The 13,884-nt window shown below is 41.6% G+C and carries 16 protein-coding genes; 12 read left to right on the forward strand and 4 right to left on the reverse strand.

Features of this window, described 5'->3' with window-relative positions:
- Positions 1-323: 323 nt before the first annotated feature.
- A complete protein-coding gene (locus DIU38_RS24490; RefSeq protein WP_112653443.1) occupies positions 324-764 on the reverse strand; it encodes a MarR family winged helix-turn-helix transcriptional regulator in 441 nt (146 codons plus the stop codon).
- A gap of 499 nt (positions 765-1,263) precedes the next feature.
- Between DIU38_RS24490 and DIU38_RS24495 the strand changes: the two genes are divergently transcribed.
- The 7 genes from DIU38_RS24495 (at position 1,264) to DIU38_RS24525 (ending at position 6,523) form a co-directional block, all read left to right on the forward strand.
- The gene (locus tag DIU38_RS24495; RefSeq protein ID WP_112653444.1) at positions 1,264-2,286 is read left to right on the forward strand and encodes a sensor histidine kinase; all 1,023 of its coding nucleotides are present in this window, start codon (positions 1,264-1,266) and stop codon (positions 2,284-2,286) included.
- Entirely contained in the window at positions 2,283-3,062 is a 780-nt protein-coding gene (locus tag DIU38_RS24500) for a LytR/AlgR family response regulator transcription factor (RefSeq protein WP_112653445.1), read from the forward strand. Before DIU38_RS24495 ends, DIU38_RS24500 begins: the two co-directional genes overlap by 4 nt.
- 95 nt (positions 3,063-3,157) lie before the next feature.
- Positions 3,158-3,973 (forward strand): sterol desaturase family protein, encoded by an 816-nt coding sequence (locus tag DIU38_RS24505; RefSeq protein WP_112653446.1) that lies wholly within the window; start codon positions 3,158-3,160, stop codon positions 3,971-3,973.
- Between the two features lie 56 nt (positions 3,974-4,029).
- Positions 4,030-4,263 carry a hypothetical protein gene (locus tag DIU38_RS24510; RefSeq protein ID WP_146750392.1) on the forward strand — a complete coding sequence of 78 codons (234 nt, stop codon included), beginning with the start codon at positions 4,030-4,032 and terminating at the stop codon, positions 4,261-4,263.
- Positions 4,264-4,323: 60 nt separating this feature from the next.
- Positions 4,324-5,046, forward strand: coding sequence for a hypothetical protein (locus tag DIU38_RS24515; protein WP_112653447.1), 723 nt, complete (start codon positions 4,324-4,326; stop codon positions 5,044-5,046).
- A 10-nt stretch (positions 5,047-5,056) separates the two neighbouring features.
- A complete protein-coding gene (locus DIU38_RS24520; protein ID WP_112653448.1) occupies positions 5,057-5,443 on the forward strand; it encodes a hypothetical protein in 387 nt (128 codons plus the stop codon).
- A gap of 9 nt (positions 5,444-5,452) precedes the next feature.
- Positions 5,453-6,523, forward strand: a complete 1,071-nt coding sequence (locus DIU38_RS24525) for a serine hydrolase domain-containing protein (protein WP_112653449.1) — start codon at positions 5,453-5,455, stop codon at positions 6,521-6,523.
- Positions 6,524-7,269: 746 nt separating this feature from the next.
- On the opposite strand, the gene DIU38_RS24530 is transcribed toward DIU38_RS24525, so the two are convergent.
- Entirely contained in the window at positions 7,270-8,001 is a 732-nt protein-coding gene (locus tag DIU38_RS24530; protein ID WP_146750391.1) for a hypothetical protein, read from the reverse strand.
- 213 nt (positions 8,002-8,214) lie between these two features.
- Between DIU38_RS24530 and DIU38_RS24535 the strand changes: the two genes are divergently transcribed.
- Positions 8,215-10,236 (forward strand): hypothetical protein, encoded by a 2,022-nt coding sequence (locus DIU38_RS24535; RefSeq protein ID WP_112653451.1) that lies wholly within the window; start codon positions 8,215-8,217, stop codon positions 10,234-10,236.
- A 34-nt stretch (positions 10,237-10,270) separates the two neighbouring features.
- On the opposite strand, the gene DIU38_RS33220 is transcribed toward DIU38_RS24535, so the two are convergent.
- Positions 10,271-10,417: a hypothetical protein gene (locus DIU38_RS33220; RefSeq protein ID WP_167516271.1), complete on the reverse strand. Its 147-nt coding sequence runs from the start codon at positions 10,415-10,417 to the stop codon at positions 10,271-10,273.
- A 14-nt stretch (positions 10,418-10,431) separates the two neighbouring features.
- Entirely contained in the window at positions 10,432-10,857 is a 426-nt protein-coding gene (locus DIU38_RS24540) for a winged helix-turn-helix transcriptional regulator (RefSeq protein WP_112653452.1), read from the reverse strand.
- 113 nt (positions 10,858-10,970) lie between these two features.
- Here DIU38_RS24540 and DIU38_RS24545 point away from each other — a divergent pair, with 113 nt between their 5' ends.
- The 4 genes from DIU38_RS24545 to DIU38_RS24560 are packed head-to-tail and all read left to right on the forward strand — an operon-like array spanning position 10,971 to position 13,845.
- Positions 10,971-11,600: a nitroreductase family protein gene (locus DIU38_RS24545; RefSeq protein WP_112653453.1), complete on the forward strand. Its 630-nt coding sequence runs from the start codon at positions 10,971-10,973 to the stop codon at positions 11,598-11,600.
- Positions 11,601-11,610: 10 nt separating this feature from the next.
- A complete protein-coding gene (locus DIU38_RS24550) occupies positions 11,611-11,907 on the forward strand; it encodes a putative quinol monooxygenase (protein ID WP_167516272.1) in 297 nt (98 codons plus the stop codon).
- A 4-nt stretch (positions 11,908-11,911) separates the two neighbouring features.
- Positions 11,912-12,934, forward strand: a complete 1,023-nt coding sequence (locus DIU38_RS24555) for a zinc-dependent alcohol dehydrogenase family protein (RefSeq protein ID WP_112653455.1) — start codon at positions 11,912-11,914, stop codon at positions 12,932-12,934.
- Between the two features lie 2 nt (positions 12,935-12,936).
- Complete coding sequence (locus tag DIU38_RS24560; RefSeq protein WP_112653456.1) at positions 12,937-13,845, forward strand: SDR family oxidoreductase; 909 nt, start codon at positions 12,937-12,939, stop codon at positions 13,843-13,845.
- The last annotated feature ends 39 nt before the right edge of the window (positions 13,846-13,884 follow it).

Here is a 13,884-nt window from a genome sequence, read left to right on the forward strand (position 1 = left end):
ACTATTAATGCATAAAGACCCAAATGACGGCTAAAATCAAACCAGGCCATCCTGTGAGTCGCTAATTTCGGAACATGAAGTAACACACATAAAAAAGTTTATAAGCCATTGGGAAAAGCAACAATGGCATTGGTAATTGGCATGCGAAGCTACTAAAATTGATTCAAAAAATTACGATATACTGCGTTATGCGTTGACAACTACCGGACAAATAGCAAACATTAAGGAGAGCAAAACAATAAAGGCAAAACATATAATTACATTACATATGCCAAAAATGTCCGTTCATTGGACTGACCACAGGTTTTCCCTTCTAATTACTATTACTCTAATTTTCTGAAGTTATAGACGGGAGTACGTTTAAGAAGGTTTTGTTCCATTTCCGCCATCAGCAAGAAAAATGATTTATATTTTTCTTTATCCATATTTCCCTGTAGCATATCATTCGTTGTTTTAACAGCCTCAGCAATTTTTGGCAGGAGATCTTTACCTAAACTGGTCAGGCTAAATAAATAGTCTCTTAAAGTACTCGGATCCTTTTCTATCACCACATAATTTAATTTAATCAGGTCATCAAGCATTGCTAGGAGGCTGCGTTTATCAACCACCATAAATTCAGCGAGCAGCTTTTGGGTCACCTTTTGTTCACTTGCCCCCAAAAAAAGCATGGCCTCTGCCATGTATTCCGTGTGAGGCGGAGGTAATTGCTGAGCAAGAAACTTGACATAAAGCTTGCTCAAACGTCTCAGATCTTTTGCAATCATACGTATTAACAATTGTTGTTAACTTTTGAATCATTCAATCACATCGCCCTGCTGAATGTCATCGCCGCCATTCAGCCTCATCCGATTCGGCAAGATGCCGGATGCTGTATTATTTTCATTATCTGAAAACCTCCAGGCATCAAACAAGATTTATGGAAAGCGACTTCATTATAAATTTACATCACGAAGATAATGTTCTAAAAATAATTACCGAATCACTTACAGGAAACTTAACTGGCGCAAATTCAATAACAAGCTCACCTTAAGTTGAATACAGATGCGGTAAATTACCTTTCTTTTACATAATGGTTGCCATGCAGACAGGCGAATTATTAGCCATGATGATATGCCCGCTTGATAACTTTTCCAGGTTATCAACAAATCGCTTACCCTTTTATTTAATCAAAACGTTTTCTTATTAAAGAAAATTCACCCACCAATATTTCAGCTTCACCGGCAACGGTTAATTATTGAATAAATATTAAATTAGCTTTATACCATGGATAGAACTGAAAACCGTATTTGCTGGTATAGTTCCCTTCTGATTGCCCTGATGATAAATTCGCCAAGGTTATTGGCTTTGCGCGAAAATGGAATAATTGCCCGCTACTGGCACTTTAGTTTAGGCGAATGGAGTTTCCAGGTATTATTTAACCTGGCATTTTGCTGGCTGCTTTTTTTTCTTAACCTGAATAACAGAAGCCGCTTTACTATATATCGCAATCAAAAAAAACATGGTCTCTATATCCTGTACAATAGCGCAATAGTGTTAACATGCATCATTGCGGGCAGCGCAATACAACGTGTTTGTTTTGGCTACAAAGGACCGCCGGGGATATTGGGAAGTGGTTATTTTGCACGCTTTGTGCTAAGCGCTGTCCTAACAGGCATCATCATTAAAATTATACTCTTAATGCGTGAGAGTAAAAAAAAGGACTTAGAGAACCAGCAGTTAAAGAGCGCCTATATGGTTGCCGAACTGGAATTGCTGAAAGAACAAATGAACCCACACTTTTTATTCAATTCTCTTAGCAGTCTTTCGGGGGTGATCAGAGAGGATCCTGAAATGGCCCAAAAATACATAAGAGAATTATCCAACGTGTTTAGATACGCCATTACTCAACCAAAAGCTAACCTGGTGACTGTTGAAGCAGAACTGTCTATGCTGCGTTCATTTGCACAACTAATCAATCTGCGGCTGGAAGGCGCCTTTCAACTGGACATACAGGTATGTGAGCCCTATTTGTTATACAAACTCCCTCACCTGTCCCTACAGCCCCTGCTTGAAAATGCCGTAAAACATAACGCAGCTACCCTCTTGAAACCATTAAAAGTGGTTATGGATATACAACAGGAGCGTTTGGTGATCAGTAATAACATTTGGCATATCCCGCATCCGGAGAGCAGCAATGGCATAGGACTGGCAAACCTGAACGAGCGCTTTAAAATAATGATGCAGCAGGAAATTGAAATTATAAATACCGGTGAACTGTTTATTGTTAAATTACCCCTGAAAGCATGAATACACTGCGAATTGTAATTGTAGAGGATGAAGCAGCTACCGCACGCAATCTTGCGCATTTATTGCGCTGTGCTGATGATGGTATAACTATAATAACCGCACTAAGCTCTGTTACCGATGCGGTGAATTGGTTTAACCTGAATCCCGATGCGTATGACCTATTGTTTATGGATATCCGCCTGGCTGATGGTGTGTCGTTTGATATATTTAAAAAGGCAGTAATTTCGAGGCCGGTCATATTTGTAACTGCCTATAACGATTACGCTATACAGGCCTTTAAAAATAATGGCATAGATTATATACTCAAACCGTTTGATGAGCAGGAGATACAAACGGCCCTGCAAAAATACAAAAGCCTTTTTTTATCCGGACAAAAAGTTCCCGGCACCTTACAGATAGGGCTGCTGCTTGAACAGATAAACCAGCTTACGCGGTCATACAAAAAAACATTCCTGGTACATTTTCGGGAAAAACTGGTCCCTGTTGAAACGGTTAAGATCGCCTGGTTTTGTACCGCTAATGAAATCGTTTATGGCCATACAACCGACGACCGGCAGTATATTATGGAATATACCATGGAACAGTTGGAGCAACAGCTTGACCCGCATCTATTTTTCAGGGCCAACAGGCAATTTATTATTAACCGTTACACCATAGCTGAAGTTGATTTTTATTTCAACGGCCGTCTTTCCATAAAAGTTAAGCCAGAACCACCCGAGCGGATATTAATCAGCAAGGCGCGGGTGCCCGAATTTAAGAGCTGGATGAACAGTTAATACAGTTCAGCCTTAACTTTTCCAGTTTCACCGGGTTTTGCCGGCCTTCCCCCCATTTTCTTAGTCACTTTTATATCGAGATTAAAAACTAAGAAATGAAACATCAAATTGGTCCTTACAGAATTTACATATTATTGTTCCTGCTGGTACTGGTAACCGCCGAGATCATCTGGAGCTGGAAAAAAGAACGCGGGGTTTACGAGCTTAAAGAAACCGTTGCCAATTTAACTGTATTTGCGGGCTTTCAGTTTTCCAAATACCTGTTTGCAGGTTATCAACTGGCCATACTGGGCTTTTTTTCGGGCCTTAGCCCCCTGAAATTGCCGCGTAACGGCTGGATATTTTTACTGACCTTCTTCACCGCCGATTTTATATATTACTGGTTTCACCGTATATCCCATAGCTGGAAACCCCTGTGGGCCTTCCATCTTATTCATCACTCGGCCATGCACATGAACCTTACTGCGGCTTACCGGCTCAACTGGTTCTCGGCAATCGTAAGCCCTTTGTTTTTTATACCGGCTGCGTTACTGGGTATGCCTCCGGATTTTCTTGTAATCTCTTACGTGCTTAACCTGGCTTACCAGTTCTTTATGCATACCGAAGCTGTGGGCACGCTTGGCATTATTGAAAAGGTGATGGATACCCCATCATCGCACCGGGTGCACCATGGCAGCAACCCTATTTATATTGATAAAAACTTCGGTGGCGTACTGATCATCTGGGACAGGTTGTTCAAAACCTATCAGCCCGAAACAGAGCCGGTGAACTATGGATTAACAACGGGCTTTTTAAGTCATAACCCCTTTAAGCTGGTATTTCAGGGGTTTATAGATTGGTTTAAGCCAGCAAGTTCACCCCTAAGCAAAGATAGTTCAACGCCGCATTTGGAAGCGTCATCCCCAAAGTAAAAACTCTGCCTATTGCTTATTGTCAAAGCTACATCGGTTAATTAAAAACAAAGAATATGAAAAAGATCATCTTAATCCTAAGCCTGTCCTTTGCAGGCATCCTGAACGCCGGTGCGCAAACAAGAGTAGTTGTCCGTACACCAGCCCGCCGAGTGGTAGTTACCCGCAGGCCGGTAGTAGTGCCTGTAAGACCGATAGTTGTAGCACCCGTAAGAAGAGTTGTAATACGGCCGGCCGCGGTGGTCGTGACCCGTCCCGTGGTAAAACGACGTGTTGTTGTTTATCGTTAAGCTCATCCATTTTTAGAATCCATTAATATTAAACATAACCAAACTATAAAAATTACAATCATGAAAAACACATTAAAAAGCAGATCAATCTTATTTAGTTTAATGATAGCGACAGGCCTTACCTCATCATGCAAAAAGAACACATCAACCCAAACCGATGCGACCATAACCGAGGCTGATGCTGTCGAACTGGCAACAAATGCCATTGTACCGGCCAGTGGCGGCCTTGCGCTGCAGGTAAACAGTTCTGTTACCCTATACAAAACCGTTACCCTGCAATGCGGCATCGAAAAAGACTCGGCGATAATGCGGTCGAGTGTCAGTGGGGTCAGTCCGTCATATAGCTATGCTTTAAACTGGAACTACTTGTTAAATTGTTCAGGAGTTGTCCCCAGCCAGCTTTCCTTTAACTTTTCGGGCAGCAGTAAATATGATGGTCCACGCATGTCGTCAGATGATAAAAGTACCGGTGGCTTCGTATTAGCAGGGCTTGCCTCCACCTCACCGGCCTATGTATTAAATACCACGTATAACCGTACAGGCAGTCAAACATCAAAAATTGGCCGTCGGTATATATTCAACAGCAACCTTATTATTAAATCAACAGACATCACTATCGACAAAAACAGCCTTAAAATCTTGTCTGGAACAGGGACCGTGACCATAAGCGGGTCTTCATCATCCGGCAAAAGTTTTAACTTTAATGGTACGTTAACATTTAACGGTGATAACAAAGCTACACTGGTTTTAAACAGCGGGGCATCCCACATTATTCAATGGTAAAATTTAAACTATGAAAAAGATAAAATGCAGTACGATGATGGCTATAGCCATTCTGTTTTTTACGCAGGCAGCTATCGCACAACAAGCTACCGACCTCAGAAACAAAACGCCCGAACAAAGGGCTGCGTTTCAAACTTCGATGATGAAAAGCAAACTGAACCTCGATTCGGACCAGGTTTCAAAAGTACATGTCATCAACCTGAAGTATGCACAAAAATTTGAACCCATTTTTAAAAGCGATGACAGCCGGTTCTCGCGTTTCAGGCAGGCCAAAACCTTACAAAAGGCTAAAGACGCGGAGCTAAAAACGGTATTCACGGCCAGTCAGTATAAGCAATACCAGGACTTTGAGGCCGATATGAAAGAGAAGCTGAAAGAAAAAATGGCCGGTAATTAATTAATCATCATGAAAATTAAAATAATCATCGTGGCAACCATCCTTTCCGTTACTTACGGAAAGGCCCGGGCACAACAAGGGTTTAAAAATATTGATGCCTGGCTAAGTGAACATACGCATGAAATGGGCGGCAGGGCTATTTTACTGGTATACAAGGATGGTAAGGTTATTTATAACCATAGTGTAAATGACATGAGCATGAAGCAAAAGTTTGTTCAAAGGATGGTTGCCAAAAAGCAGGGTAAAGCAGCTGACCTGGATGATTACAACATGGCATCGCGGCAGGCCATCGCCAGTTGCAGCAAATGGCTGAGCGCTGCCCTGGTTATGACTTTTGTGGATGAGGGCAAGCTAAAGCTAAGCGATACGGTTGGCAAATATTTGCCCGTGCTTTCGCAGCATGGCAAAGGCCGTATCACTATTGCCCAATGCCTGTCGCATCTTACAGCCATTAAGGCGGCGCCGTTAAAACAAAACCTGCAGGAGATGAAAAATATCAGTTCCATGGACCAGGCCATTCAGGATATTGCGATATTGCCCATGGAGGGCGAGCCAGGGAAAGTTTTTCACTACAGTAATGCGGGTTTGCAGATAGCCGGCGCCGTTTTGGAAAAAATAAGCGGTAAAAGCTTTGAAACCTTATTCGCAGAACGGATAGCCCGGCCATTGAGTATGCAGAACACCGATTTTGGCAAAAGGAAAGTAGCGCTTCCAGCAGGCGGTGCGGTCAGCACACCACAGGATTACCTGAACTTTTTAGTGATGATATTAAACAAGGGCACCTTTAATGGAAAAAGGATACTGAGCGAAGCCAGTATTACCCAAATGGAGGCAAACCGCATTACTTCAGATGTAAAAGTAGCATATTCGCCTGCCGAAGCAGCCAATTTCGGATATGGCTATGGTGAGTGGATAATGGGAACTCAAACTGTAAGCAGTCCGGGCCTGTTCGGTAGTTATCCCTGGGTTGACATGCATAAAAAATATGCAGCCTTCTTGATGACCTTTTACCTGAAAAGCGACGGTCGGCAGGAACGCTACCTGGAGTTAAAAAAACTGGTTGACAGGGCGCTTCAATAGCCCCGGAGGACAATATGGGGCATTGACTATCTGATAGCCGGGCAGCTTCGGACAAAAATTAGTCTGCTAATTAAACTGCGCTGATCCATTTCCATAAATTGAGCTCGAACAAGTCAAATCGACAAAATGTTACACTAAGCAATTGATAGCTATACTTTTATAAAGTTATTTTTTTTCATTCTTAAAGGTTACCCAATCTCTGCGATCTTACTGGATTCGAACCAAAATGTACCTCTATTTACTTCAATCGTATATTTAAAATTGGTATAAAATTAAAAATGGCCTAGCAGAGATGCTAAGGCCATTTGCACCCAGACTGCACATAATTCGAACCATTTAGCAGAGCGATTGAAGCTTTTAAACGATCTACAAGTTCCATAAAAAGGATTCGAATCCTCAATGAACTAAAAATTTTGTCCCTTACTAAATGCCGGGGGGCAACGGTTTACAACGGTTGACCCTGGAACGGTTAACAGATGGGACGAAAACCAGTTTACCGTTAAGTCTGAAACCTATCTGAAATTGTTAACAGCTTTGGAGTTGAGAATTATTAAAAAACACAATACTAGCCGTGTTGAATTTTAAAGTAAAAAAGGGCTGCATAACTAGTTAAGATGCCTCACCTTTTTTCCTGATGTTAATTTCTGCTACAGAAAGATGGCTTACTAATTGCCTCCCTAATCAAAAAACGGTTTAAATTTGCCCATACAAATTCATATTAGTGAATCAATATTAGCATTATTAAATTATTGATTCGCCATCAATGGAGTCAATCTGACAGGCTGGGTAGTTCCATCTAAAGGGATAGCAAGTTGATCTTCTAATTTTTTTATCAGCTCACCTACCGTTTGCCACTTTTCGTATTTGATATTGTACGCTTTATTGGGGATTGAAATGAATTTAGAATCCTCTGATTTGAAAGCATATGCCGCACTGGCCGTAAACACAGAGGCAAATGCAGCACTTCCTTCGGTATTTATTTTTGTACCGCTGGTTACTGAAAACACGCCACTCTCAATGATATCAAAGTTGCGAATCAAATAAATGTCCAGATTACTATTATTAAGCTTCAGGTTACTAACTAAAGCGGCCTTATTAACCTTATTCAACTCTCCTATCAGTTTCGAGAAACTGACATTGCTTTGAAATGGATAATAGGAAATATCCCATTTAACTTGGTGAAGATCAGAATTAGACATTGAAGATTCAATGCTTCCATATATTGGAATTGACACTTTTAGTTTCGCAATAACCGACTTTTCTGTAATGGTTGATTCTTGCAAAATGGATGGTTTATCATACGGTATATCAACATCCTTAAGAGGCATATCTATAATGGAAAGCTTGTTGTTCTCCATTTTCCCAATAACAAGACTCCCCAATTGCATTTTAATATCAGGAAGCCGATCATAGGTAGTTGCTGAGTCGAATTTTAAACTTGTTCCAACAGACAATAAACGGCTTTTGTTGTCATTCACATCATATAACACTAACCCGGTAAGAGCTATAGATTGATTCAGAGAATTGTTCGAGTTTGGTTCTAAGTTAAACTTTAATAATAATCCGCATTGAAAATGCCAAAATTTTTAGCAATAAAATAGTACATTTGAAATAGTAGTAAACAGATTTAAAAAAATGAATATTAGCGGCCGAAATTCATTTATTATATATTTATAGAATAATTAAAAGTAATGTTTGTCCCTGTAAAGAATATTGTTGAAACCGTAGACTTGACACCAAAGGACGCTTTGCTTCCATTGTTTGAATGTGTTGTTAATTCTATAATTAGCTTAATGCAGTCAAATGTCACAAATAAGGAAATTCAAATTAAAATAAGAAGAGGGGACGCGCCATCTCAATTACAGTTTGACGGTGTCAACACGATAAAGTCCATAACCATTACTGATAATGGCGTTGGTTTTACGGAAAAGAATTTCAAATCATTTGAAACACCGTTTTCTAAAGTAAACAGAGATTTTGGTTGTAAAGGAATCGGGCGGTTTACAGTTTTAGCTGCCTTTAATGAATTGCATGTAAGAAGCAATTATGAAGAAAATGGTAATTGGAAATATCGTGAATTTACTTGTGACTCAGAGAATGAAGTAACGCCCGTTAAACATGAATTATCTGATATTCAAATTCCAAAAACGACTATCGATCTCATTGATTGCTTCAACCCAATAATAAAGGATAAGACAGCTGTTAGCATTGAGGAAATTTCCACAGAGATCATGCACCACTGTTTAATTTATTATTTAAGTGGTCAAATGCCTCTGATCAGGATATTTGACGCTGACAATTCTGAAGGCGAGGTAATCAACGATCTGTTTCAACAAGTTTCAAAAGAGAATGAGAGAACGTTCCAAATTGGTAATGAATCGTTCATGGCGTACATAACCAAAGTTCCTAAAGAAAACAACAGGAAGAATCATTACATTTTCTATTGCGCAAATTCAAGAGTTGTTGGACAGCCAAAAAGTATTGGCAAGATCAACAGTGTTTTTAGCTACCCAATTATACAGGATGGGAAGCCTTATTTTTTGGAGATCTATGTTATAAGTGATTACTTGAATAAGAAGAATTACAAGACAAGGAACGGTTTCGCCATTCCCCAAGAGGATGAGGGTTTGTTCAGTAATGAAGATAGCCTGTCATTTGATCAAATAGAATTAGCATTGGTGAATGTGCTTGAGGAAGAATATGAGGATCATATCAAGGAAGCATCGCAAAAAAGCCAAACAGAAATTCAAAATTACATTGATCAAAAAGCTCCAAGGTACAAGAGCTTAAGAAACAACCCCGATTTACTTAAGTCAATTCCTCCTAATTTGACCGATGACAAAAAAGAAGAACATCTTTATAGAATATCCTATCATGCCAGGAAAATAGTAGAAAGCAAACTTCAAGATTTCATAGACAATAAACAAATCAGTGAGGATACTGTCCAAAAGGTTAAAAAAGATATCCAGGAAAAAACGGCATATGACGTTGACAGTTTAGCAGACTACATGATGCGCAGAAAAGCTATCATTGATTTGTTTGATAAATTTCTTGAAGCCGATAGTGAGGGAAAGTATAAGCTTGAACAAGATATTCACAATATAATTTTTCCTCTTGGTTTTACTAATGAAGACCTTGGTTATGAAATGCATAATTTGTGGTTGCTGGATGAACGATTTCTAAGCTATAAATTCATAGCTTCAGATAAGTCGATAACGTCTTATTCACAGAAAAAAAGCAGTAAAGAACCGGATCTGATCTGCTTGGATGAACAGCCCCAAATGTTTGATAATCCCATTAGCTTTGGAGATAAAAGTAATGGGGAAGTAAACTCGATGGTGATTTTTGAGTTTAAACGACCGGGCGAAGTAGCTCATCAAAAAGCAAAAGGAAATTATCGTTGGCAATTCTCTGAGTTGATAGAACCGTATTTTGAGGATTTTTTGTATTCCCCTGATAAGAAAAATTATAAAGGGAAACAGGTAATAGTCAAAAAGGAAACTCCCAAATTTGGATTCGTAATTATTGACGTTTTGCCGCCGTTGCTTGAGCAGTATAATATCGGGAAAGGTTGGCAGAAAACCCCTTTTGGTACATTCTACAAAATGGAGGCGAATAATAACCTACATATAGAGGTAATGACGTTCGAAAAATTACTGGAGTATGCCAAGAACAGACACATGCCGTTCTTCGATAAGCTATTTGGGAAATAAACTTTGGCCTATCTGGGGTAATATCGAATAGGGCTCAGAAATTATCAGGGGTGTAATCCTGTACCCTAGCGAAAGGTGATACAACCGGCAAGTAATATTTCGCTGCTTCGGTACCAGTGCCCATTGAAGAGTTGCCGGTTGTCGGCTCTGACAAAACCGGGTTATCTAATATATGTTCCATAAGTTTTAAACTAATCAAGCTTGTGCAGCCTGTTTCATTCTGGCTCTTGCTTTGTTTTTATAACGTTGGATAGCACCTTCGCGATCGTCTGATAATTCTTTGACGATATCGACGGCACCCGGAGGATTGTATTTCGACCCCCAAACCATGAGCTCAGCAATAGCAGGGATCAGATCAATACCTTTCTCGGTAAGGCTGTAAATAAATTTGTTCTTCTTTTCTTCAGAGACAGTCGACTCAATAAAGCCGTGCTCCTCCAGCAAGTTAAGCCTGTCTGCGAGAACATTAGTGGCTATCTTTTCTTCAGACGCCAGAAAATCCCCATAAGTCGATTTGTCGGTAAACACCAAATCTCGTAAAATTAATAATACCCATCTGTCAGAGATAAAATTTAAGGAATAAGCTATAGGACAGTTGGAACGATGCTCGACTACTTTCATGACATTCAAATGTTAATTTTTACTTGCTCGTAGCAAGTAAAATGACATACCTTTGTTTGCTTGCTTGTAGCAAGCAAATTTAAACAATAATAGTTAAACGAAAAATCGAAGTTATGTCATTAGTTACATCATTTGAATGGCGGTACGCTACTAAAAAGTATAATACATCAAAAAAGATCGATCCGGCTGTGCTCGAAGATCTTACCGAGACGGTTCGCCTTGCGCCCTCATCGTTCGGGCTTCAGCCTTACAAATTTCTGCTCATCGAGGATAAGTCAAAGCTGAAAGAAATCAGCAGAGCGGCACACGGGCAGCCACAAATTACTACCGGCGCACATGTGATGGTGTTAGCAGTAGAAACTAACATTGACGAAAAAACAGTAGCCAGCTATATTGATAAAGCAGCGACGGCAAGACAAACAGAGCGTAAAAATCTGGAGCCACGTGAACAATTCGTGAATACGGTTTTGAGTAAACTTGATTATAACCAACGTATCATCTGGGCAGAAAAGCAGGCGTTTTTGGCTGTCGGCGTTTTTGTGAGTGCTGCTGCTGAAGCCGGAATCGACGCATCTCCTATGGAAGGTTTCGATAACGCAGCTGTAGATGCTATCCTCGGTCTGAAAGAAAAAAACCTAACCTCTGCTTTATTATTCGTGATCGGATACCGCTCGGAAGAGGATGAATTTGCGGCGATCCCCAAAGTGCGCAAACCCAAAGAGGAAATTTTTAAAACCATCTAATCCAAAGAACATGTCAAATTCAAAAGTGATCGTCCTCGCTGAGATCCCGGTGAAACCGGAATTCCTGCAAGAGGTGAAAGCGATCTCCGCTAAAGCCCTCATCCCGACACTTCAAGAGGAAGGTGTAGAAATGTTTTATCAGACCGTAAAGAATGACGATCCCAATACGCTGGTGTTCTTTGAAGTCTTTAAATCTCAACAAGCGCTGGACGAGCACCTGGCAGCTAATTATACAAAAGAATTTTTCGCAGCTGTTAAAGACAAAGTGTCTGGCAAACCTGTATCCTCCATTTTAAGTGAATTGTAAGGTTATGGCAACAGATAAAAAGATTATCAACCAGCCGATTAAACAATTACGTCTAATCGGTAACGGTCAGCCGGAAGATGTAGTCGAATTGCACGAAGGTGTGATCACTTCGCTCGGGCCTAACGAGGTTTTAGTGGAAATGGAAGCCGCGCCGATCCATATATCCGACTTTATGCTTGTCGGCGGGATTTACGGCGTGAAGCCGTCCCTTCCTGCTACTTTAGGTGCAGAAGGCATAGGTCGGGTTATAGACGTCGGCTCCGGCCATGTTAAGGATTACCAGGGTAAACGGGTGATCATTCTACCTTACTACGAGCAAGGAACGTGGGCTACCTATCTCGTGGCCCCCTTGAAGAACATTGTGATAGTTGATGAGGGCATCGACGCCACGCAACTTGCGCAGCTCACTATTAATGCGGTAACCGCTTTTCTGACGATCCTGGACTATTCTGAGTTAAACCAAGGTGACTGGATCGGCCAAACGGCAGCCAACTCCGCTGTTGGGCAATACGTGATCGGGCTGGCGAAGATCAATGGCTGGAAAACATTAAATATTGTCCGGAGAGCCGAATCAGCGGAATTCGTCCGGTCAATCGGTGGAGACGAAGTCGTCATCATCGGTGACAACCTGGGGACACAGATAGAAAAAGCGCTGGATGGTAAGCAACTGGATCATGTTCTGGATACAGTCGGCGGTACAACCATTGGCACAATAGCTGGTTTTCTCAAAAGCCGGGGCTCTATTGTAGGTTACTCCAGTGAAAGTGGTCAAACACCCGTTATCCGTCCGCTCGACCTTTTTTATCGCCGGTTACATTACCACGGATTTTGGGTCATCGACTGGTTCAGGATAACCCCCAAAGAGCAGATCGACAGGCTGATCCAACATTTGACCGGCTTGGTAGATGAAGGCAGGCTTTCCGCAACTGTTGGCGGGACCTTCCCCATCGAGAAATATAAGGAAGCCTTTCAGGCCGCAAAACAACCCGGCCGGCCAGGCAAATACTTTCTCACCTTTAATCAGTAATAATGGAACCTATTCAAAATGGTCAGCCAAAGATTTTGGTTGCAGGTGCCAGCGGGCACCTGGGCCGTCGTGTGTTGGAAATCTTAAGGGAGCTTGGTTATACAAATTTTGTTGGCGCAAGCCGTAGTCCCGCGAAGTTACAGGCGTTTACTGATGCAGGTATCGAGATCAGAAGAGCGGACTTTGACGAGCCCAAAAGTCTTCAGTCAGCTTTTAAGGGCATTGAACGCCTGCTGCTGATCTCGACGGATGAGCTGCACACGCCCGGCGCACGTGTCCGTCAGCATATCAACGCGATCAACGCCGCGAAAGCAGCGGGTATTAAACATATTGTTTATACTTCCATGCCAAAGCCAGAGCATGCAACAAAAATCCCATTTGCTCGAGATCACGTAGCCACTGAGGAAGCGCTTAAAGCGAGCGGTATTGATTTTACCAGCCTGCGGGTTAGCTGGTATGCGGAAAACCTGCTTGGTTTTCTTCCGCAGATCATCGCTGCCGCTAAATGGCCCACCGCAGCGGGAAAGGGCCGCATTGCCTACGTTTCTCGTGAAGATGTGGCGCAGGTAACAGCTGCAGCTTTACTCAAGGCACAGGGAAAAGCTTATTGGGATATCACCGGCGCGGAGTCACTTACCGTTCAGGAAATCGCGGCGATAGCCAGCGAAGTATTTGAAAAACGTATCGATGTAGTGCCCGTTGACGACTCGGAGATAGCGGAAGACCTGATATCGATCGGCGTTCAGCCCGCTTTCACGCCTACAGTGGTGATGACCGATCTGAATACCCGGGCAGGAAACTTTGATATGCGTAATAATCTGGTCAGGCAGGTAACCGGAAAGGATCCCATCACCTTAAAAATATTCTTCACAAAATATTTTAACCTCTTCCTGCCTGATCGAGCGCGATAGGAAGAGCAATTAATTTTAACAAACGAAACATAACAATAA

It is taken from the genome of Mucilaginibacter metallidurans (genome assembly GCF_003286435.2).
GTDB lineage: Bacteria > Bacteroidota > Bacteroidia > Sphingobacteriales > Sphingobacteriaceae > Mucilaginibacter > Mucilaginibacter gossypii.